Consider the following 18,343-nt stretch of genomic DNA (forward strand, 5'->3'; position numbering starts at 1 on the left):
CTCAGTTAAAGTCTATTGAAGTATCAAGTATGAAGTATAAAGTGTAAAGTCTTAAACTTTCTGCGTCAATTTTTTCTTTTAGGAATTTCTAATTTTTTTCTTGTTTCTCTCAATCCAAGCGTCCCCAGTCCCCAATCCAGGAGAAAACCACTTTGTCAGATGTAATTTATCAAGCACAACCACCCTTAGAATTCATTCCCCCAGCGCTGAATCCGTTATTTTTGAGATTTGTCCATCTGTTTTTACCGAGTTGGATGCGTTGGAAAACTGCGATCGCTGATGTTGAAGCAGACAAAGTAGAGATTTTGGTGGATCTCTATCGCCAATTTCAAGATGGTAAAATCCGCTTTATGTTGGCGTTTCGTCATCCGAAGACGGACGATCCATTTTGTTTAGCTTACTTGCTTTCGCAACTCGTGCCAAAGGTAGCACGTTATCAGGGTACAATACTAGAGTCGCCGATTCATGCTCATTTTATCTACGATCGCGGCATTCCTTTATGGGCTGGTTCCTACGTCGGTTGGATCGCTTCTAATTTGGGTGGTACGCCAATTCAACGGGGTAAAGCTGATTGGACGGGTTTGCGATCGGCGCGTGAGTTGTTTGTGAATGGAAAATTCCCGATGGCGGCGGCGCCAGAAGGTGCTACTAATGGTTTAAGTGAGTTTATCAGTCCATTAGAACCGGGAATCGCGCAATTAAGCTTTTGGTGCGCGGAAGATTTGCACAAAGCACAACGCTCGGAACAAGTTTTAATTGTACCAGTTGGAATTAAATATAGTTATGTCGAAGCGCCTTGGGATGCGATCGCTTCTCTTTTAAGTGAATTAGAAGCAGCTAGCGGTTTAGCCGTACAAGGAAATAATCCTAGCTTCGAGTCGCTTTATCCCAGGTTGTTAAATGTGGCTGAACATTTAATGTCTCTGATGGAACAGTTTTACACGCGGTTTTATCATCAAAAGCTGCCAGATATTAAGATTGTTGAAGGAAGCGATAGAAATGAAGCGTTAGCAGCTAGACTGCAAGCGATGTTAAACATAATTCTACAAGTACCAGAGCAATATTTTGACTTGCACCCCATAGGAAATTTAACCGATCGCTGTCGTCGAGTAGAACAAGCGGGATGGAATTATATATTTAGAGAAGAATTTAAAGATGTAAAAAAGCTGTCTGCTGTAGAAAAAGGTTTAGGCGATCGGATTGCCGAAGAAGCAAATTTACGAATGTGGCACATGCGACTTGTAGAAAGCTTCGTTGCAGTTACAGGAAAATACATTCAAGAAAAACCGACAGCAGAAAGGTTTGCGGAAACAACCTTACTTTTATGGGATATGGTAACACGAATTAAAGGCAGCAATCCCTTCAAGCGTCCGCAATTAGGTAAACAAAAAGCAAAAATTACTATCGGTGAACCGATATCAGTTTCTGAACGTTATTCTGTTTATAAAGCAACTCGTCAAGGTGCGAGACAATCAGTTGCTGACTTAACAAAAGATTTGCAGCAAGCGATGGAAAAATTGATTTGAGGGTTAGTGGATGGTGGATAGTGGATGGTGGGGCATGGGGCATGGGGCATGGGGCATGGGGCATGGGGCATGGGGCATGGGGCAAGCGTCCAAGTGGGCTGAGATCGAAATTTGGCTTTATTCCCATTGCCCATTGCCCATTGCCCATTGCCCATTGCCCAACAACCAACACCCAACAACTATCAACTATCCTAAGGTAATTCGCCAAAGCGATCGCGATACCGTTGTAACAAAGCTTGCATTTCTGCTGCTTGTTGTTCAACTAACTCTCTTTGCTGTCTTTCTTGTTGTGCAACTTCTTCAGGAGTGGGGAATCTGTTTCCTTGTTCGTCAAACCAATATAACCACTCACGCTGCCATCCTTCATGAACACCTTGACCTCTACCAATTCCCAAACCTATTTCTGGCATCCACACTGGTTCACCAGAACAAAGCAAATATACGCCATTTTCTAAGCGATAAACCTCAAAAGGTTGATGCTTGTCACGCTGATAATATTCAGGGTTGTAAATGACATAATACAACACACCCAGACGAGCATAAGCGGTTATTTTATCTTCGTATTCTTTCCCGTAGGTTTGAGAAACAAGTTCTAACACCAAAATGGGAGCAATATTATTTTCTTCTAACAAAACGTAACTTAAACGTCCCTTTGGATCATTTTTGCGACGCGGTACTCCTAAACTTAAGAAACCATCAGGAATTATTGGAGTTCGTCGAATTTGACCTGTGCGGTCATAAATTCCCATATCGACACCAAAAAACCAGTCCCATCGGTCTTGCCAAATTAAAGCTAAAATAGTTTTTAACAAATTGGGAATCAGGTTTTGTAGTTCATTATCCACAGGGGTATCGTCCGAGCAAGGTAACTCTTCTGAGGAGGGTAAATATTCATACTCAGGTGTATTGTATAGCATGAGGAGTTATTTATTTTAGATTGATTGTATTGCCGTCGAAATCATTTTTTTAACGCAAAGGAGCGCAAAGGTTTCGCTAAGGTTCGCAGAGTTATTTTATGTATGTATGGTGTGTAGGTTATCTTAACTTGAATAACTACTTTTATTTTAATGGTTGGAAGTTGAGAGGAATGCGTTCTAAAATGCTAGAACCAAATACTTTTTCTAGTTCTAAATACTCAAGATGAACGTAACCGATGTGACAGTGACACGTTTGGTTAGTGCAAAGGCGATCGCACAAATTATCTGACCAATTCAAATCATATATATTACCAATTGGTTCTTTAATAAAGTGGCAACGTCGCATTGTCCCATCACCATCAACTGAAATCGCTGATTTCCCAGCGCGGCAACTATGACCGAAGCTGGTATAATGCTGAGTATTCAAATGAAACAGCGGATCGATTGACTCGAAAAAATTCCGGTCTTCATCAGACAAATTTGGTAGTTCTCGCTTAACTGCATTAATCCACAAATAAATGTGTTTAGGTAACTCGCGACGTAAGGCAGCAATTTCATCTTTGAATTGAGGAAAACCGACAACACCCGCACTAAAACGAACATTTCGCTTGTCGAGTTCTAAACACTTATTTAGAAAGCTTTGACGTGATACCCATTCTGGATGAAAAGTTGCCCAAAGTGCCAAATTTTCTTTATTACACTCTTCCACCCAATCTAAATTACAGGATAGATTAGTTTGAATTGCTGCCTTATTAACGTGAGGCATTTGAGTGAATTTTACCAATGCTTGCTGATACCACTTATGAATAAGTGCTTCACCCCAAGGAGTGAATAAAATTGAGAATTTATGTTGTGAATTTTGAGCAATCCAATTTACAAACCGTTCTAATGATTGTTTGTCAATAGCTAATTCGGCGGCTGTTTGTTGACGTTTAGCGAAAGGACAATATTCGCAGCCGTAGTTGCAACTTATCAAAGAACCGCGATAGAGAATTGTGAGATGCATAGGTGAATTGGGAATTATAAAAGTATCGCTTTTGCAGTCGCCGACACCCTAGAAGGGTGCGGCTACGCGAACAAAGCCCGCGAAGGCGGGCTTCGTTCGTTTAGCCCCAGGCTTCTAGCCTGTGGGCGATTTAACAAACCGACGTTTCTATTCTCATGATGGCAACTATTTCAACTCATAATTTTGCATTAATTGGTTTACTTTCTCGGAAAACAACCAAGCACCAATTACATCAGATTTCTCAATACCAAGTTCTGTTAAACGCAAGATTTGCTTTACTTGTGTCGCCAAATTTAAAGATAGCAATTGCGAAAGTTCTGGAAAGTCTATAACTATATTTGTTCCAAACTGATGTTGATAATCAGCAAGATTCAATCCTTCATCGGAAAACAAAGATAATAAAATGTAGCGACGACGGCGTTCTTCAGCATCAAGTTGAAAGCCATAATTAGCATACTCGAAAACTTCATCTGGTGTTTTAATATAAGCTTGTAAAATGTCGCGAATTTCCCTAGAATTCACAGCATAGTCGTTAGAGTAGTGTAAAGTATCCGTGTAAGAACGTGCCCCACAACCCAAACCGACCATTCCATCTGCTTGACAGCAGTAGATGGGAGTGGGGGAGGGGGAGAGGGGGGGATGGGGGGATGGAGGGGATGAGGGAGATGGGGGAGATGAGGGAGAAATTCCCCCTTGTCTTCCTTGTCCTCCTTGTCCTCCTTGTCCCAACTGTCGGAACATTCGCATGGAAACTTGAGTATATCCTTCCGACAAAAGGAGCGATCGCCCAAGGCGATAACATGCTAAACGTATATCATCCCATTCTTTATCCGAGCGTCCCAAACTTGTCAGCGGTCGCACGTACAAAGGATATAAATAAATTTCTTCGGGTTGAAAGCGCAAAGCCGCACGTATCGAATACAACCAGCTATCTAGAGTTTGTCCGGGAAGTCCGTAAATTAAATCTATGTTAATTGTGGGAAATCCAGCCTCGTACATCCGATTTAGTGCGGTTTCTACCTGCGCGGTGGTTTGACGGCGACCGGTTGCGAGTACTTCTGACTCAATGAAACTTTGGACACCAATACTTGCTCTATCTACACCACGCGATCGCAACAATTCTAGTTTATCTTTGTCTGCCGTTTCTGGTGACATCTCCACAGAAACGGGAATATTCTGCAAATCTGCACCCATCGTTTCTGACGCTACATTAAGAATTGTTTCTAATTGCTTAATTGGTAACTGAGTTGGTGTACCGCCACCAAGAGCAAATCTAGCAAAAGTCACTTCACCTAACAATGATTTTACTTGTCGCGCTTGTCGCTCAACCGTGCGAACATATTGACTAACAAAATCTTCGTTATGGGTGACGGTGGTAAACAAATTGCAAAATCCGCAGCGCATTTCGCAAAACGGAATGTGAATGTAGAGAAACAGCGCTTGTTTATCTTGCTTTGACCATAAATCTGCGAGTTTGACAGGCGGGGTAAGGGGACGATAAGCTGTCTTATGCGGGTATGAGTAAACGTAAGCTTGATAAGGCGATTTCTCAAGAAAGGATTTTAAATTTTGGATTTTGGTTGCAATCATCTTGTCGATTTTAGTTTTGGATTTTTGTTAGAAATTGAGTTTCCTACTCCCTACTTTCTGCCACGACTATAGTCTATACATTTGAAAATGGCAGTAAGATTAGATAGCGATATGTTAATAAGGCAAAACAGCAATATTTAGAGGGAATTTCCGCACTTGTTACCAGGATTTGAGTAGGCTAATAGCAATGCTACTTGTTTTTTCTGTCTAAATATCCTTTCAATCCAAAACCGCTACCTAGTCCGCCGGCAAATGCAATAGCTAGCTTAAGTAACTCTCGATAACTTTCTACGTCTTTATAAACTAAGAAAACTGTGATAAATCCAAAAAATATTAAAACAACAATAGTATTAATTAAAGTATATTTGCGAGATGCTTGGGCATCAGCGAATGTCCTTTCATCATCTTTCTCAACAATCTCAAGTATTTTTGAGATATGTGATTCATTAATCTTTTCTTGAAGTGGCGATAAATAAGGTGTTGCAGAAATACGCTGCATTGAGAGAGTTGCTTCCACAACTCTCTTTAATTGTGGAGGTAAATCCTCTAATTCATCAGGCAGATTTTCTAAGTCTCCAGTATTATCTAATTCTTCCTTTTTATTTTTATTATCCAAGCTTTCATTCGGTTCAGGCTGGTTGCTAGACATCTGATAATCTACTCCTTATCAGCCGGGATATATCCAAGCCGTAAATCACTTTTTCTATATCATAAGCTTCATCTGTAGATGAAAATTTAGAGCGTACAAACTGCATAAGTTTACGCTCCAAAGTTTCTTGAACTATTTCCTCTACTTCATTCTCAATAAAAATAGAGCAGGCATAGTGAACTAAACTTTCAAATGCTTTGTCGCTAATTTCTCCATTAGCACGTAAATAAGAAAAGTAAGACAAAACCCCCTTAAGCTTTTCTACATTTAAGCTCGTAAACTTTGCTCTGTTTAATGATGCGCTTTTTTTTAACGCCAAGTTTGATATTCCTGTAATCTCTTTATTTTGTAAAAACATAGTAATATTCTTGAACTCAGAAAAGAGTTTAGTTTATTACGAACTTGAAACAAATATCTAACTATTGTATAAATAGCAACAATTAAATAAAATTAATTTGCCATACCATATGTGAATACATTTTACTGAATATAAATTTTAACATTATACAATGATTATAAAATATCGCTGGCAAATCCTCTTCACTGACAAAACCGGAATTGTCAAACTTGCAAATTTTAGATGTTCACCAAAACAAGTGTAGCTGGGGCAAATTACCTTTAATGTCTCCTCATCACCCCAAAACAAACTCCGCATAGGGAACCGTCCACACTGCCGGATGGCTGAGACGATGACCTGTGTATCCATCATCACCATAAGTTGTGCCGTGGTCAGAGCAAAGAATACAAAAGGTAGAAGCCCGTTTTCTTAAAGCATCCCAGAGTTTGCCTAACTGACTATCGATATATTCCAAGGCAGCAGCGTGAGATTCAATAGTATCTTTTTTAGCACCAGCAAGATAGAAATAATTCGGTTGATGCAAAGCTGAGATATTGATGAATAAAAATAAGCGTTGATTTTTCGGGGTTTGTGTGAGGATTTTTTGGGCGATCGCCACCTGATTTTCTGTAGAGTTAAAATTGGTGACACCTAACTCCGGACTCCAGTAACTCTCAGCAAACATTGAAGGAAGCACATTACCTAAAGGATTTCGTTTGTTAAAAAAGCCGACACCACCAATACAGACAGTATGATAGCCCTTAGCCGCAAATCCACTGATAATATTAGCACCATCCAACACACAAGTAAATTCAGTAGTAGTCGTACTACCCTCAAAACCCAAAGCAAATAATCTTGGATGTACTCCAGGTTTTACAGGAGTAGGTAGAAAACCGGCAAAAAAAGCATGATGAGCAGCATAAGTGAAGCTTCCCGGAGAATGACGTTCTTCCCAACCACTTTCGGGTAAAACTGCTGCTAAATTAGGAGTGCGTCCCTTTACAAATAAATCTTTTGCAACATCATAACGCAAAGTGTCTAGCGTAATAAAAAGAATATCGTGTGTACCGACAACTTGATTCATATTCAGCATAAAAGTATTTCGTAGTGAGCGCTTTAACGCTCTCATATTCTCATTTTCTATCTAAAACAGAAAACTAGAAAAAATCGCTTTGATTTCACTAGTATAAGTATCCATTCCATTCCAAGTAATCCCAGGTAGCAAATCGCCAAAAGCATTAACTTCCAAAATCACATGATTTTTCCAATCAGGTAAAATCAACAAATCAACACCGCAATATAAACTATTAGGAAACAACCCAGCCACAGCTTCGCAACTTTGCTTCATCACCTGCCAATTTTCAACTTTAACTTTCGCAAAAAATTCCTCACTATCTCCTCTTTCATTACCAAGATGTAAATTCGTCATCGGACTTTTTCCCAACCTAACAACGATATGCTGTGCTTCACCGTTGATAACTACCACACGCAAATCAAAACTGCATCCTTGCAAGCGTGCTTTGGGAAGCCATTCTTCAACTTGAACGCCTTCAGCTGTTAAAATGTTAATAATATCGGCAATCTCTTCTATTTTTGTATAGTTACGAATTTTACGCGAATTGTAAAGCAGTGTTTGCCCATTTTTCTGCACTCGTTCCACCGTAGTTATAGCAGACTCAAAGCGCGAATTAGCTTGATAGGCAACGACTCCAGAGGCAGCGGAAGCGTGGGAAAGTTTGATAAATACTCGCTCTAACTTTTGCTGCTGCATCTGTTCGCGTAAATGCTCGTAGTTTGAAATCATACCCAAAGAACGCGGAACTGGGATACCGTGGTGACTAAATATTTCATGACACAACGGCTTATCAAACATCGTCGCGATGTCTTGCGGATGATTCATAATTGAGCATTTGAGTTGTTTTTTCCATTGTTGAAGTAAATATTGCCAGCCTAAATACCATTGTCGAGGGTAGAGAATGCGTCCTTTATCAAAGACTAATTTCGCAGCTTCGAGAGAATTAATTTGTTGATGTTTACCTGTTGCAATTTCAGCACCAACAGCAATGATGGCTTTCTCAACTTCAAAGTTTTTTTCCGGGGAATCAAACCTGATGATAGTATCGGGTGTATTGAAATGTTCGATAGTTTTACCTGCAATTAAATCTGCATAAGCTACGACAATTGCAGGTGGGAAGTTTAGATTTCTAAGCGCTTGCTGAAATAAATTAACCCGCCGATTTTCCGGGTTAGCGATGATGACATTTAGCATTTATATTACTCGGCAACAGAGCAATAACGATAAACTTCATCATCATAATCTTCTTCCGCTTTTTTCTGTCCATCAGTGATGATGCGAACCTCCATATCATCCTGTTTTACTTGCACAGATGCTCTCATTTTTTCTGATAAGAAGTTTTCGGAAAGATTGAGAATATTAAGTTTACGAACAGCGGAACAATTAAGCAATACTTCAGCGTCGGCATCACTCAGCGTCCCTAATGATAAATCGAGAATTTTAATTGAGTTTATTAAAGGTGAATTTATAACAACTTTGGCAATATCATCAGAATATTGGCTATTTCGCAATCCCAAATAAATCAAGTTAGGAAATACTGGATTAACTAATATAGGATTTAAATTTTCAATCGTGGAATCTCCACCGTAACTATCTGAACCCAGCCATAATTCTAAATGCTGTAATTGAGGCAAATCCAAAGCGCAAATTTGGGCAATAGTTGCACTACTCAAGCCGCCAGTTTCAATAATTAATGCTTTTAAATTGTCATGTCTAACAAAAGGACTAAATTCTAAACTATCACCACCGCGAATTTGCAATAATTCTAGTTTGGGATATGCTTCTAAAATAGGGCTTATGTCACTTTGTATTATCCAAGAAATTTCACTTTCATCGTAAGAAATATCTCCGATAAATAGCGCTTTCAAATTAATTAGTTTATCTTTGGCAGCAATTAGCGCATCAACTACAAGTTTAGAACTGTGAGCATACATTTCTCCATGCCACATTCCAAAAATTAAAGCTTCTATTTTACTAGCTTGGGAATCTTGCAGCAGTTCTACAAGTTTGACTGTAGCATCTTCTTGCTCATCATATTCGCATCGAATGGCGTATGCGGTGTTAACAAAATCGCTGATAGCAACTTCTGGATTGTATTCGACAACTTGCCGATTCGCAAATGTGGAGACGTGCATACCTCTGTATCCTGGATACTTCTCCAATCGTTCGTGAAGATTCCAAGATGGATTTTGATTTGTCATGATATTTTAACCTCTAAAATAATAGGATTTCCATAAATGTATGTGAATATGCGATTTCGTTCAAACCGATATTTTACACTAGTTTCAACAACCGCTATAGGTGAAAGTTTATAATTAATAACAAAAGTATTTTTTATAAAATTGATAAGAGATTCTATTACATTTCAATAGAATACACATTAAAAGCGTGTTATTAATCATGGTGCAAAATATCAGCTCGATTTATAATAAGCGATCGCTCTTTTTACCAACTCATTTATATTTTAGTACAAGTGTTCTATGTTGTCAAAGTTGCCAATACATCTGAGAAAACTCGGCACCTTTTTCTTGAGAAATTCGTCTCCACCCAAAAATCTCATATTTATTAACTTGTGATAGTCTACGAAATCGAAAATTTATGCAAAACTTATCAAGGGCAAACCCAACCCGCGAATAAAAACATCTCGCTACAAATTTATCAAGGTGAAATCTTTGGTATTTTGGGTGACAACGGTGCGGGTAAAAGTACTCTGGTGCGCCAAATGGCAAACTTGCTGAAAAGTGATTTTGGTAACATTACTTTTTTTCAACAAAATATCACTGAAGCGCGTGATTTAGTACAAATGAATGTGGGCTACATGCCCCAAGAAAGCGGCGCACTCAATAATCTTACTGTCAGCGAGGCACTTTATTTTACCGCTCATTTGCGGGGAATGAGTCGCCAAGATGCCCGCAAAGAGTGTGAAGCATTACTGGATACATGGCAAATTGGATACCTGCGTCATCAACCGAGTTCTCGGCTTTCTGGTGGACAACGGCGACTTTTGCGACTAGCTGTTGCGATCGCAGGTTCTCCACCCGTGCTAATTTTAGATGAACCGACGAATGATTTAGACCCTCAACGCCGCAAGTTAGTATGGGATATTTTACGCCGCCTTAACACTGAAAAAGGAACGACAATTATTTTAATTACCCATGATGCGATTGAGGCAGAAAAAGCAATCCAAAGAGTTGGTATTATGGTTTCTGGGGAACTAGTTGCAGTTGGTCGTCCGAGTGAACTTAAAGCTAAAATTGACCGAATTTTGCGCTTAGAACTGTTTTTCTCACCAGAAAATCCTCCGACTTTGCCATCTGATTTAAATTACCACTTTCTTGAACCCGGACATTGGCAAGTATTATTGCAATGGCAGCAAGTTACATCAACGCTTAATCATCTAAATTTAGAACAAATAGATGATTTTCGCTTGTATTCGGCAACTTTAGAAGATTTATATTTGCATTATGCAACCAAACCGTAAACCGCCGACTTTTTTTGTACAGTTGCTAGATTTATTCTTAATGGAACTGACAAATTGGCGTTGGTCTTGGCGGTCTACTATTCTCACGAGTATGATAGCACCAATTTTAAGTATCGTTGCCCTAGGTAGCTTGGCACAAGGTTCTGCACAAAATTCTTTAGCGTACATCCTCACAGGAAATTTGATAATGTCGCTAATGTTTAGTAACCATAATAATTTAGCCAGCCGCTTCGCTTATATGCGCTTTGCCGGAACTTTAGATTATTATGCTACTTTACCGATTAACCGCCAAGCTTTAATTGTTGCTACTGTATTATCATTTTTTCTGCTATCACTACCTTCATTGATAGCAACTGTAATTTTTGGAACTTTATTTCTGAAAATTACTTTAGCAATAAATCCTTTGATTCTATTAGTAATTCCTTTGTGCGTGCTGCCTTTAGCAGGGATGGGTGCTGCTATCGGTGTGTATGCACGGACACCTGCTGAAAGCGATTCTTTCAGCTTGCTGTTGTCAATGGTAATGCTGTTTATTGGTCCTGTGATTATACCAGGCGATCGCTTGCCGGAATTTTTGTTAACTTTAGGATATTTCAGTCCTGCTACTTATGCGGCGTCAGCGTTACGACAAACTTTAGTCGCACCGATAACGGGAAAATTGATTGTAGATATTGTGGCTTTGTTGGGGTTTGCGTTGCTTACTTTTTGGTTGGTGGGACGCAAGTTAGATTGGCGATTGAGGTAGTAAGCACTAAAGTGCTTAAAATATAAGCACTGAAGTGCTTACTACGAGTTAACATTCATCTTGGTTGCAGGTGAAGTGATTTTCTAACAGAGAGGCGATCGCTTCCGGACGCACTTTGTTGTATTGCTTCTTGCCAATCTGTAAAATACAGTTGGGTGCGCTGCTACAAGTTTTTTGGCAGCTGGTACGTTCGATTGTAACTCGATCTAATAGACCGCGATCGCATAAAGTCTGTTCTAATTCTGACAACAAACCTTTACCACCACGCTTCAAACAACCGGATTTTTGACATATCATAATCCGTGCTTTTTGGTCAGGTGCATTTTGCTTTGGGCAAACACCACTTCGAGATACACCATCAGCCTTAAGTTTAAGTTCGCCTGTCAGCTTGTTTAACTTACTAACACCAACAACGCGAATTTTATCACCTGGTACTAAAGATACACTAATAGAGGTACGCAATTCTTTAGGAATTTTAATTTCTACCTCTTCAGAAGAAGCTACTAAACGCAAATATTTCGGCTTTCTTGGTTTCTCACCAATAAAACTGAGTAATTCTCCTTCCAAATTAAATTCTGATATCGTCAAGTATTTGTCGCTCATTTTTGATTATTGCTTGTTGGTTGTTAGTTGTTATTTGTTGGTTGATAGTTGATAATTGATAGTTTTTGGTTGATAGTTTTTAGTTGGAAAAACTGTAGCCACGCTCCCACTATCTACTAACCACTATCCACTATCCACCAACAACCAACTCTTTTCACGCTAGCCGTTTTGCTTCAAAAGTTTGTGGTAATTTTAGCGGTTCTGGCAAGTTGGAAAATTCTAATTCCCAACCGTTAGCTAAAGTAAAAATCATTCCGTCGTTGCCGGCTGTTTGCTTAACAACTTCTTCTTCTAAGTCTTTTTTAGCAACGTAGGCAATTAAATTTCCGGCATCATTTCTCCGCAGCATTACTTTCATTTAGTTTCCTCAACAGCTTCTAATTCTTTTTTGCGACAACCGACGATGAATCCTGTTTCCAAAAAATGCACCGCATAAATATACGAACTTTGTAAAAAAGTACCAATACTGGCAATGTAGCCAATATCTCCCTTTTTCGCTAAAACTGCCCCGATTTCTTGACCGGGAAATGTGCCATCATTTTTAATTAACTTGCGAAGTCGGACTTTTTGACCGATTTCAAAAACTGGTGGCAAATCCAGTTCTAATTCATCCCGCTGCATGAGAATACCTCTGTTGTTCGACCAAATTTAAAAGTTCTTGTGTAGTCAAGCTGCGTTTTTTCTGAACTGACTGCTGTCGCACTGCATCCAAGACAGATTTTGTTTCTTCTGAGTTCAGGCTAATACCGTGCTGCTGAAGTAAATTAGATACCAAATGACGACCAGAATGTTTACCTAAAACCAAACGTCGCTCCCAACCTACTTCTTCGGGGGCAAATGGTTCGTAGGTGATGGGATTTTGTAGGACACCGTGAGCGTGAATACCAGATTCGTGAGCAAAAGTGTTGTCACCAACGATCGCTTTCCAAGGAGGTACGCTGCAACCTGATGCTGATGCCACAAGTCGGGAAAGTTCCAACAACCGAGGTGTATCAATGCCCAAATCAACATTATGGATGCGTTTCATCCCCATGACAACTTCTTCTAAAGCTGCATTTCCGGCTCTTTCACCCAACCCGTTGACTGTGGTATTTACTGATAACGCACCAGCTTTTATACCAGATAAAGCGTTAGCAGTCGCTAAACCAAAATCATTATGAGTGTGGATTTCCACGGGAATCATCAAAGCATTCACCAATCGCTTTACTTTGGTGAAAGTTCCGAATGGTTCGAGAATCCCAACGGTATCGCAGAAGCGAAAGCGAGATGCACCCCACTCTTGAGCATAAAGTGCGACATCTAAAAGAAAGTTATCATCGGCTCTAGATGAATCTTCGCCTCCAACTGCAACCCAAAGACCTTTATCAACCGCGAAGCTGATAGAATCTCTCAATTGTTGCAAAGTTACCCGCCATTGACCGTGAAATTTTGCGGCAATTTGAATTCCAGAGACGGGAATCGAAATATGCACTCGTTGCAAACCACAAGCCATAGAAGCTTGAATATCTGAAATTACAGCGCGGTTCCAGCCTAATAGTTTGGCTTGCAAACCCATATTATTAATTATAGATATAGCGCGTATTTCTTCCTCGCCCATCGCCGGAATTCCGACTTCTAATTCCTGAACACCCATTGCGTCCAAAAATTTGGCGATCGCTACTTTCTCTTCTAAATTGAAAGCAACACCTGCCGCTTGCTCACCGTCACGCAGCGTCGTGTCATTAATGATGACTTGATTCATATCTAATATCCTCTTAGGAATCTTTCCTAATACCCTTTGTTGATTGCGGTGCTACTTTTCAAAGAATTCCTGGTAATGGCTGTTTCTGCTCGACGGTAAATGCTGAAAAATATCACATTTCATATTTTTCCATTATTAACCGATTACCAACAGCACATCTGTATGAGATAGAACGAAAAAAGGGTATAAATTACAAATTATTCTTTTCCGTAGGATACTTTATTGGTTCTAGCAGCAGGTAGCTAATACAGCTACTAGCAATTGCCGGACAAAGTAACATGCTAATTCCAGCTAAGAAAGTGAAAATCATCGCACAATCCTCATGTAGTCACAAAATTTCGGCATTTAGGGTAGACAATTCCGATGGCTATAAGTTAAAAAGCGAAAGTTCCCTAAATTTGGTTTTCCAGCCAATCAAAAATTCTTTCTAATTGCTCTAGGTCTACTAAACCATACTGCCAAAGAAGCATTGGTAAAGGACCTCTTTCTAATTCCCGGTGTCGCAGTGCTACAGCGATATCGGCAGTCGTAAGCGAAAGTTCTTGATGCAAAAAATTGATAAATTTTGTATCGCTGCGAGCTACCATCATCGAAAATTCAACTCCTTCACCGAATAAAGAATTAAAAATTTGAAATTAAAAGTCAACTTTGATAATTTCACCTTTTTAATCACTGGAATATGTGGAAAAATGTTCATTTTTAACAGATTGAATAACAGCGAAATGTATGCTATTTTTTCTGCTAAAATTGTCCGGATACTCAGTAATTATCGCTGTAATTCCAGCAACGCTCTAACCAATGAACTAACTCGTGACGTGAAGCAACAAATTGCATCACGATACTACGGACAAGAATCGCGGTTATACAACTATTTACTTGTACCCGCAAAGAACCATCAGCCGGACAAGAACAAGGAATCATTAACTCTTGTAAACGGTGATGAATTCGCCAGCGATCGCATAAAGGAATTTGCAAAATCTGATCGCCTAAAGCATCGGAATTACTACAAGGTGGCATAGTTAGGGATTGGGGAGAGGGGGGGAGGGGGACAAGGAGACAAGGGGACAAGGGGGATAAGGGAGATAAAAGGAGAATATTGACAGACGCGAAATTTCGCGTCTCTACAATTCCTGTACAGACGCGAAATTTGGCGTCTCTACTGTTGACTGGCTGTGATGATTCTTGAGAATTTGCAATTCTTTTTCAAGTTGCTCGATGCGAGAAAGCAAAGTGTGCATTACCGACGCTTCGACATCGGGTAACTTTCCATGTTCCAACGGGGAGAGGCTTTCTTTGCGGCAAATAGTGCGTCCGGGAATTCCCACGACGGTACAATCTGAAGAGACATCGCGTAAAACAACCGAACCGGCGCCGACACGCACGCGATCGCCAATTTGAATATTACCTAAAATTTTCGCACCCGCACCCACGACAACGTTTTTGCCCAAAGTGGGATGGCGTTTACCTTCTTCTTTTCCAGTTCCGCCAAGAGTCACATCTTGATAAATCAGCGTATAATCTCCCACAATGGCAGTTTCACCAATCACAACGCCCATACCGTGGTCGATAAATACACCTTTGCCAATCTTTGCACCTGGGTGAATTTCAATTCCGGTGAAAAACCGCCCAAAATGCGAAATTAAACGCGGAATGAAACTTACTCCCCGACAGTGCAACCAGTGAGCGAGACGATGCAAACAAAGTGCATGTAATCCTGGGTAGCAAAACAGCACTTCCAGCCAATTACGTGCCGCCGGATCGCGCTCAAAGATAATGCGAAAATCACTCAATATCGGCTCAAAAAAAGCTCCAAATAGCAGGTTTTTCCGGATAAAAGTATCGGCATCCGGCGTTTTTCTTGAGTTTCTAATTCTATCTAAAGATTCTTGCATCAGTACTGTTTCAGTGAAAGAGCCGTGTGCTGTTTTTATGCTTATAGCAGGCGACTCTAAATAGGGCAGTGCATCCGATGCGTATTGGATTTATTGAATTGATTAAGCTTGTACTCATAACCCCAAACCCCGACTTAAGGGAAATTTAAAATTTCCTTTGGGGTAGGGGTGCTAGTATTTTAGGATAGGGGTACTAGTATTTATGGGTAGGGGAGTAAGTATTTCTGCACTCAATCTGATGCTTCTTTAATGTAAGGCTGAGTAAGCATTTCTGCAAAATATTTTCTGAAAACTTAACTTGTACTCATCTTCACTGAAAGATGAAGTATTCGGCTTAAAAATAAAACTTCTGTATATCGAGTTACTAAATATATCCTATTATTCAAGTCAGGAAAAAACGACTTTCTTTATTTTCTTTTAGGCTTCTGTTGTCTGTATGTACAAATACCATTTCAAATCTCATCGCCGCATCTGCTGAAGGGAAGAGGAGTGGAGGGGGAGAGGGGGGAAGGAGACAAGGAGACAAGGAGACAAGGTGACAAGGGGACAAGGTGACAATTCTTTCTCCCCATCTCCTTGTCTCCCCATCTCCCCATCTCCTTGTCTCCCCTTGTCCCCCCATCTCCCCCTCCCCTCCTCCTCTAGCCGATCGCGATCGCAATTTTCCCCACAGTTCGACCGCTTTCGCTGTATGTATGCGCTGCTGCTAATTCATTTAAAGGAAATGTGCGATCGATTACTGTTCGCATTTTCCCAGCCTCAATTAAATCTTTGAGATAAGTCAAATCCTCAGTATTGCAATTGAAAAGAATAAATTTGGCTTTTTTACCAGGAATCAACGCAGTCAAAGCACCTTGTACAAAAGTATCAGCGCTTGGTAATGTAGTTATGTAAATACCGTTGGGTTTAAGAACTTCTTTGCAGCTAGAAAACGATTCTTTCGCCACCGCATCAAAGATAATATCGTATCTGGCAGCATCTTGAGTGAAATTTTGTTGCTTGTAATCAATCAAGCGATCGGCTCCCAAAGACTTCACCAAATCAAAGTTTTTGCTACTGCAAACAGCCGTCACCTCGGCTCCAAAAATCTTCGCAAGTTGCACCGCAAAAATACCCACACCACCCGAAGCACCATTTATCAAGACGCTTTGTAACGGCTGAATGTTTCCCAAATCTCGCAAAGCTTGCAACGAAGTACCCGCAGCAACAGGTAAAGAAGCTGCTTCTTCAAACGTCATATTCGTCGGTTTGATTGCCGCAACTTTTTCAGGAACAGCAGCGTATTCTGCATAAGCACCACCCAAAGCAACGCTTAAGCAACCATAAATCAAATCTCCTGGCTGGAAGCGCGTGACATCAGAGCCAACTTCTACCACTTCACCCGACAAATCAAACCCCAAAATCTTCGGGAATGAATAACCCGTAATCAATTGCAGCATTCCTTGGCGGATTTTCCAATCAACCGGATTAACACTAGAAGCGTGAACCTTCACTAGCAACTGATCTGATTTGATTTTCGGTGTTGGTAAATCCTCATACCGTAAAACATCAGCCGAACCATAACCACGAATAGCGATCGCTTTCATAATTTCCCTCCTGCAACCTTCAAAAACGTTTTGTAAAAGTCTTGCTAAAGCCCAAAAGTGTAGCGAAGCGCAGCATCGACAGAAAGCATATCTGACCAGACACCAATAATCCGATCAATTATAAGGCATCGTAAGCTGCCATATCAGGACTATCCCAATCTTGGGCAAAACTTTGCAGCCTAGCGCGTAGATTTGCGGCTTGTTCCTGATTTATACCGCGAGATGGCAAATCAACAGAACCAGATTTCGGAACAAAAGTAACAATGAAGGAGCGCTCATCTACATCGGTGGGAACTTGCAGTAACTCAACTTTGCCGTTTTGATAAATTCCTTCTACTGATTGCAACATTGGTTTTATTATTCAACGTAGTTTATGCCTAGCATAACTTTTACAACAAAAGTGAAACACTACAGATTTTATCTGGTAAGTTTTTGGTGCAAGGCGATTATCCCAAATCCTTTTATAGCGATCGCCCGACAGAAATGCAAAATATCCGCATCGCTGCATCTCCCCACACAAGCGGCTTTGCGCCATCAAAACCCACTTTTCTGTGCAACTTAATCTCATTAACATTCCGACAAATCTTAAAAAAAAATAAACGGCATTTTTTCATTAAAAAAAATGATATTCTGTATACAGAATTGAATTTCGCAATTTTCTGGAGTAGTCCAGACAAGCCTACTCCAGATTTTCGCCCCTTAAATCTGCCAGAAATGGTATTTGTTGATGCATTTAAGGGTAGCTTGAGTACAACCTAAGAGAGATAAAAAAAAGCTAAAATTCTGCTTTAATCCTTATGAGGATTGGGTTAGAGTTGAGTACATCAAACCCCTGCACCCTCCTCCCTAAATACTAGTACCCCTATTGAAAAATACTAGTACCCCTACCCAAAAAAATATTTTTTAATTCTTGAAACTCAGATGTCAAGTGGGTTTGGATATTTTGAGTACAAGCATAATCAATTCAATAAATTCTATCCAGAACAGCCGCTTCAACTGCTTTGTGAACGACTGCTATAAATCTTATATCGCCAATCACTAAGCGCTCCGACAACGACAACAGCTTATTTTCCTCCCAGATAGAAGAGCGATTAGTGAGTGGAGGGATGAGATAGCACTATATCCTGTAAATAGAAGTCGCGGCTGTACACACCAAGATTCAAACGTTGACACACACCAGCCGACGTAAACCAGG

General features: G+C 40.2%; 22 protein-coding genes and 1 pseudogene. 5 read left to right on the forward strand and 18 right to left on the reverse strand.

Features of this window, described 5'->3' with window-relative positions; translation table 11 throughout:
* Positions 1 to 152: 152 nt before the first annotated feature.
* Together AABK37_RS01545 and AABK37_RS01550 are read left to right on the forward strand one after the other, a co-directional pair.
* Entirely contained in the window at positions 153 to 1,526 is a 1,374-nt protein-coding gene (locus tag AABK37_RS01545) for a 1-acyl-sn-glycerol-3-phosphate acyltransferase (protein ID WP_432549856.1), read from the forward strand.
* Positions 1,523 to 1,726: a hypothetical protein gene (locus AABK37_RS01550; RefSeq protein ID WP_432549857.1), complete on the forward strand. Its 204-nt coding sequence runs from the start codon at positions 1,523 to 1,525 to the stop codon at positions 1,724 to 1,726. The genes AABK37_RS01545 and AABK37_RS01550 overlap by 4 nt, the downstream gene beginning before the upstream one ends.
* Here the strand turns inward: AABK37_RS01550 and AABK37_RS01555 are convergent.
* The 8 genes from AABK37_RS01555 to AABK37_RS01590 form a co-directional block, all read right to left on the reverse strand.
* Positions 1,718 to 2,443, reverse strand: coding sequence for a Uma2 family endonuclease (locus AABK37_RS01555; RefSeq protein WP_432549858.1), 726 nt, complete (start codon positions 2,441 to 2,443; stop codon positions 1,718 to 1,720). The two genes, AABK37_RS01550 and AABK37_RS01555, sit on opposite strands and share 9 nt — an antisense overlap.
* A gap of 142 nt (positions 2,444 to 2,585) precedes the next feature.
* The gene (locus AABK37_RS01560) at positions 2,586 to 3,449 is read right to left on the reverse strand and encodes an STM4011 family radical SAM protein (protein WP_432549859.1); all 864 of its coding nucleotides are present in this window, start codon (positions 3,447 to 3,449) and stop codon (positions 2,586 to 2,588) included.
* A gap of 165 nt (positions 3,450 to 3,614) precedes the next feature.
* Positions 3,615 to 5,039 carry an STM4012 family radical SAM protein gene (locus AABK37_RS01565; RefSeq protein WP_432549860.1) on the reverse strand — a complete coding sequence of 475 codons (1,425 nt, stop codon included), beginning with the start codon at positions 5,037 to 5,039 and terminating at the stop codon, positions 3,615 to 3,617.
* Positions 5,040 to 5,229: 190 nt separating this feature from the next.
* Positions 5,230 to 5,688 carry a hypothetical protein gene (locus AABK37_RS01570; RefSeq protein ID WP_432549861.1) on the reverse strand — a complete coding sequence of 153 codons (459 nt, stop codon included), beginning with the start codon at positions 5,686 to 5,688 and terminating at the stop codon, positions 5,230 to 5,232.
* On the reverse strand, positions 5,681 to 6,046 hold the full coding sequence (locus AABK37_RS01575; protein WP_039753470.1) for a hypothetical protein: 366 nt from the start codon (positions 6,044 to 6,046) through the stop codon (positions 5,681 to 5,683). The genes AABK37_RS01570 and AABK37_RS01575 overlap by 8 nt, the downstream gene beginning before the upstream one ends.
* A 274-nt stretch (positions 6,047 to 6,320) precedes the next feature.
* Positions 6,321 to 7,118 (reverse strand): STM4013/SEN3800 family hydrolase, encoded by a 798-nt coding sequence (locus tag AABK37_RS01580; RefSeq protein ID WP_432549862.1) that lies wholly within the window; start codon positions 7,116 to 7,118, stop codon positions 6,321 to 6,323.
* A 51-nt stretch (positions 7,119 to 7,169) separates the two neighbouring features.
* Complete coding sequence (locus AABK37_RS01585) at positions 7,170 to 8,294, reverse strand: STM4014 family protein (protein WP_432549863.1); 1,125 nt, start codon at positions 8,292 to 8,294, stop codon at positions 7,170 to 7,172.
* Between the two features lie 5 nt (positions 8,295 to 8,299).
* A complete protein-coding gene (locus tag AABK37_RS01590) occupies positions 8,300 to 9,301 on the reverse strand; it encodes an STM4015 family protein (protein WP_432549864.1) in 1,002 nt (333 codons plus the stop codon).
* Positions 9,302 to 9,672: 371 nt separating this feature from the next.
* On the opposite strand from AABK37_RS01590, the gene AABK37_RS01595 reads away from it, so the two are divergent.
* Positions 9,673 to 10,581 (forward strand): ABC transporter ATP-binding protein, encoded by a 909-nt coding sequence (locus AABK37_RS01595; RefSeq protein ID WP_432549865.1) that lies wholly within the window; start codon positions 9,673 to 9,675, stop codon positions 10,579 to 10,581.
* A complete protein-coding gene (locus AABK37_RS01600; protein WP_432549866.1) occupies positions 10,565 to 11,326 on the forward strand; it encodes an ABC transporter permease in 762 nt (253 codons plus the stop codon). The genes AABK37_RS01595 and AABK37_RS01600 overlap by 17 nt, the downstream gene beginning before the upstream one ends.
* Positions 11,327 to 11,374: 48 nt before the next feature.
* Here AABK37_RS01600 and AABK37_RS01605 read toward each other — a convergent pair whose 3' ends face one another.
* The 10 genes and pseudogenes from AABK37_RS01605 to AABK37_RS01650 form a co-directional block, all read right to left on the reverse strand.
* Positions 11,375 to 11,929, reverse strand: a complete 555-nt coding sequence (locus AABK37_RS01605) for a (2Fe-2S) ferredoxin domain-containing protein (protein ID WP_432549867.1) — start codon at positions 11,927 to 11,929, stop codon at positions 11,375 to 11,377.
* A 154-nt stretch (positions 11,930 to 12,083) separates the two neighbouring features.
* Positions 12,084 to 12,278 (reverse strand): putative nitrogen fixation protein NifT, encoded by a 195-nt coding sequence (gene nifT, locus AABK37_RS01610; protein ID WP_432549868.1) that lies wholly within the window; start codon positions 12,276 to 12,278, stop codon positions 12,084 to 12,086.
* Positions 12,262 to 12,550, reverse strand: a pseudogene (locus tag AABK37_RS01615) (nitrogen fixation protein NifZ). The gene nifT and the pseudogene AABK37_RS01615 overlap by 17 nt, the downstream one beginning before the upstream one ends.
* The gene (gene nifV, locus AABK37_RS01620; RefSeq protein ID WP_039753462.1) at positions 12,537 to 13,670 is read right to left on the reverse strand and encodes a homocitrate synthase; all 1,134 of its coding nucleotides are present in this window, start codon (positions 13,668 to 13,670) and stop codon (positions 12,537 to 12,539) included. The pseudogene AABK37_RS01615 and the gene nifV overlap by 14 nt, the downstream one beginning before the upstream one ends.
* 392 nt (positions 13,671 to 14,062) lie before the next feature.
* Positions 14,063 to 14,260 carry a DUF2949 domain-containing protein gene (locus AABK37_RS01625; protein WP_432549869.1) on the reverse strand — a complete coding sequence of 66 codons (198 nt, stop codon included), beginning with the start codon at positions 14,258 to 14,260 and terminating at the stop codon, positions 14,063 to 14,065.
* A gap of 169 nt (positions 14,261 to 14,429) precedes the next feature.
* Complete coding sequence (locus AABK37_RS01630; protein ID WP_163518743.1) at positions 14,430 to 14,687, reverse strand: Asr1405/Asl0597 family protein; 258 nt, start codon at positions 14,685 to 14,687, stop codon at positions 14,430 to 14,432.
* Positions 14,688 to 14,791: 104 nt separating this feature from the next.
* Complete coding sequence (gene cysE / locus AABK37_RS01635; RefSeq protein ID WP_432549870.1) at positions 14,792 to 15,562, reverse strand: serine O-acetyltransferase; 771 nt, start codon at positions 15,560 to 15,562, stop codon at positions 14,792 to 14,794.
* A gap of 382 nt (positions 15,563 to 15,944) precedes the next feature.
* Positions 15,945 to 16,223, reverse strand: a complete 279-nt coding sequence (locus AABK37_RS01640) for a hypothetical protein (RefSeq protein ID WP_432549941.1) — start codon at positions 16,221 to 16,223, stop codon at positions 15,945 to 15,947.
* Positions 16,204 to 17,148 carry an NAD(P)-dependent alcohol dehydrogenase gene (locus tag AABK37_RS01645; protein ID WP_432549871.1) on the reverse strand — a complete coding sequence of 315 codons (945 nt, stop codon included), beginning with the start codon at positions 17,146 to 17,148 and terminating at the stop codon, positions 16,204 to 16,206. Before AABK37_RS01645 ends, AABK37_RS01640 begins: the two co-directional genes overlap by 20 nt.
* A gap of 118 nt (positions 17,149 to 17,266) precedes the next feature.
* Positions 17,267 to 17,497, reverse strand: a complete 231-nt coding sequence (locus AABK37_RS01650; protein ID WP_432549872.1) for a hypothetical protein — start codon at positions 17,495 to 17,497, stop codon at positions 17,267 to 17,269.
* Between the two features lie 86 nt (positions 17,498 to 17,583).
* Here AABK37_RS01650 and AABK37_RS01655 point away from each other — a divergent pair, with 86 nt between their 5' ends.
* Positions 17,584 to 17,907 (forward strand): hypothetical protein, encoded by a 324-nt coding sequence (locus tag AABK37_RS01655; RefSeq protein WP_432549873.1) that lies wholly within the window; start codon positions 17,584 to 17,586, stop codon positions 17,905 to 17,907.
* The last annotated feature ends 436 nt before the right edge of the window (positions 17,908 to 18,343 follow it).

This window comes from Tolypothrix sp. VBCCA 56010, from assembly GCF_050875635.1.
Lineage (GTDB): Bacteria > Cyanobacteriota > Cyanobacteriia > Cyanobacteriales > Nostocaceae > Hassallia.

Coding starts and splice junctions, on each gene's coding strand:
- AABK37_RS01555 (WP_432549858.1), bottom strand. CDS start 2,443: ATGCTATACAATACACCTGAGTATGAATATTTACCCTCCTCAGAAGAG.
- AABK37_RS01560 (WP_432549859.1), bottom strand. CDS start 3,449: ATGCATCTCACAATTCTCTATCGCGGTTCTTTGATAAGTTGCAACTAC.
- AABK37_RS01565 (WP_432549860.1), bottom strand. CDS start 5,039: ATGATTGCAACCAAAATCCAAAATTTAAAATCCTTTCTTGAGAAATCG.
- AABK37_RS01570 (WP_432549861.1), bottom strand. CDS start 5,688: ATGTCTAGCAACCAGCCTGAACCGAATGAAAGCTTGGATAATAAAAAT.
- AABK37_RS01575 (WP_039753470.1), bottom strand. CDS start 6,046: ATGTTTTTACAAAATAAAGAGATTACAGGAATATCAAACTTGGCGTTA.
- AABK37_RS01580 (WP_432549862.1), bottom strand. CDS start 7,118: ATGCTGAATATGAATCAAGTTGTCGGTACACACGATATTCTTTTTATT.
- AABK37_RS01585 (WP_432549863.1), bottom strand. CDS start 8,294: ATGCTAAATGTCATCATCGCTAACCCGGAAAATCGGCGGGTTAATTTA.
- AABK37_RS01590 (WP_432549864.1), bottom strand. CDS start 9,301: ATGACAAATCAAAATCCATCTTGGAATCTTCACGAACGATTGGAGAAG.
- AABK37_RS01600 (WP_432549866.1), top strand. CDS start 10,565: ATGCAACCAAACCGTAAACCGCCGACTTTTTTTGTACAGTTGCTAGAT.
- AABK37_RS01605 (WP_432549867.1), bottom strand. CDS start 11,929: ATGAGCGACAAATACTTGACGATATCAGAATTTAATTTGGAAGGAGAA.
- nifT (WP_432549868.1), bottom strand. CDS start 12,278: ATGCTGCGGAGAAATGATGCCGGAAATTTAATTGCCTACGTTGCTAAA.
- nifV (WP_039753462.1), bottom strand. CDS start 13,670: ATGAATCAAGTCATCATTAATGACACGACGCTGCGTGACGGTGAGCAA.
- AABK37_RS01625 (WP_432549869.1), bottom strand. CDS start 14,260: ATGATGGTAGCTCGCAGCGATACAAAATTTATCAATTTTTTGCATCAA.
- AABK37_RS01630 (WP_163518743.1), bottom strand. CDS start 14,687: ATGCCACCTTGTAGTAATTCCGATGCTTTAGGCGATCAGATTTTGCAA.
- cysE (WP_432549870.1), bottom strand. CDS start 15,562: ATGCAAGAATCTTTAGATAGAATTAGAAACTCAAGAAAAACGCCGGAT.
- AABK37_RS01645 (WP_432549871.1), bottom strand. CDS start 17,148: ATGAAAGCGATCGCTATTCGTGGTTATGGTTCGGCTGATGTTTTACGG.
- AABK37_RS01650 (WP_432549872.1), bottom strand. CDS start 17,497: ATGTTGCAATCAGTAGAAGGAATTTATCAAAACGGCAAAGTTGAGTTA.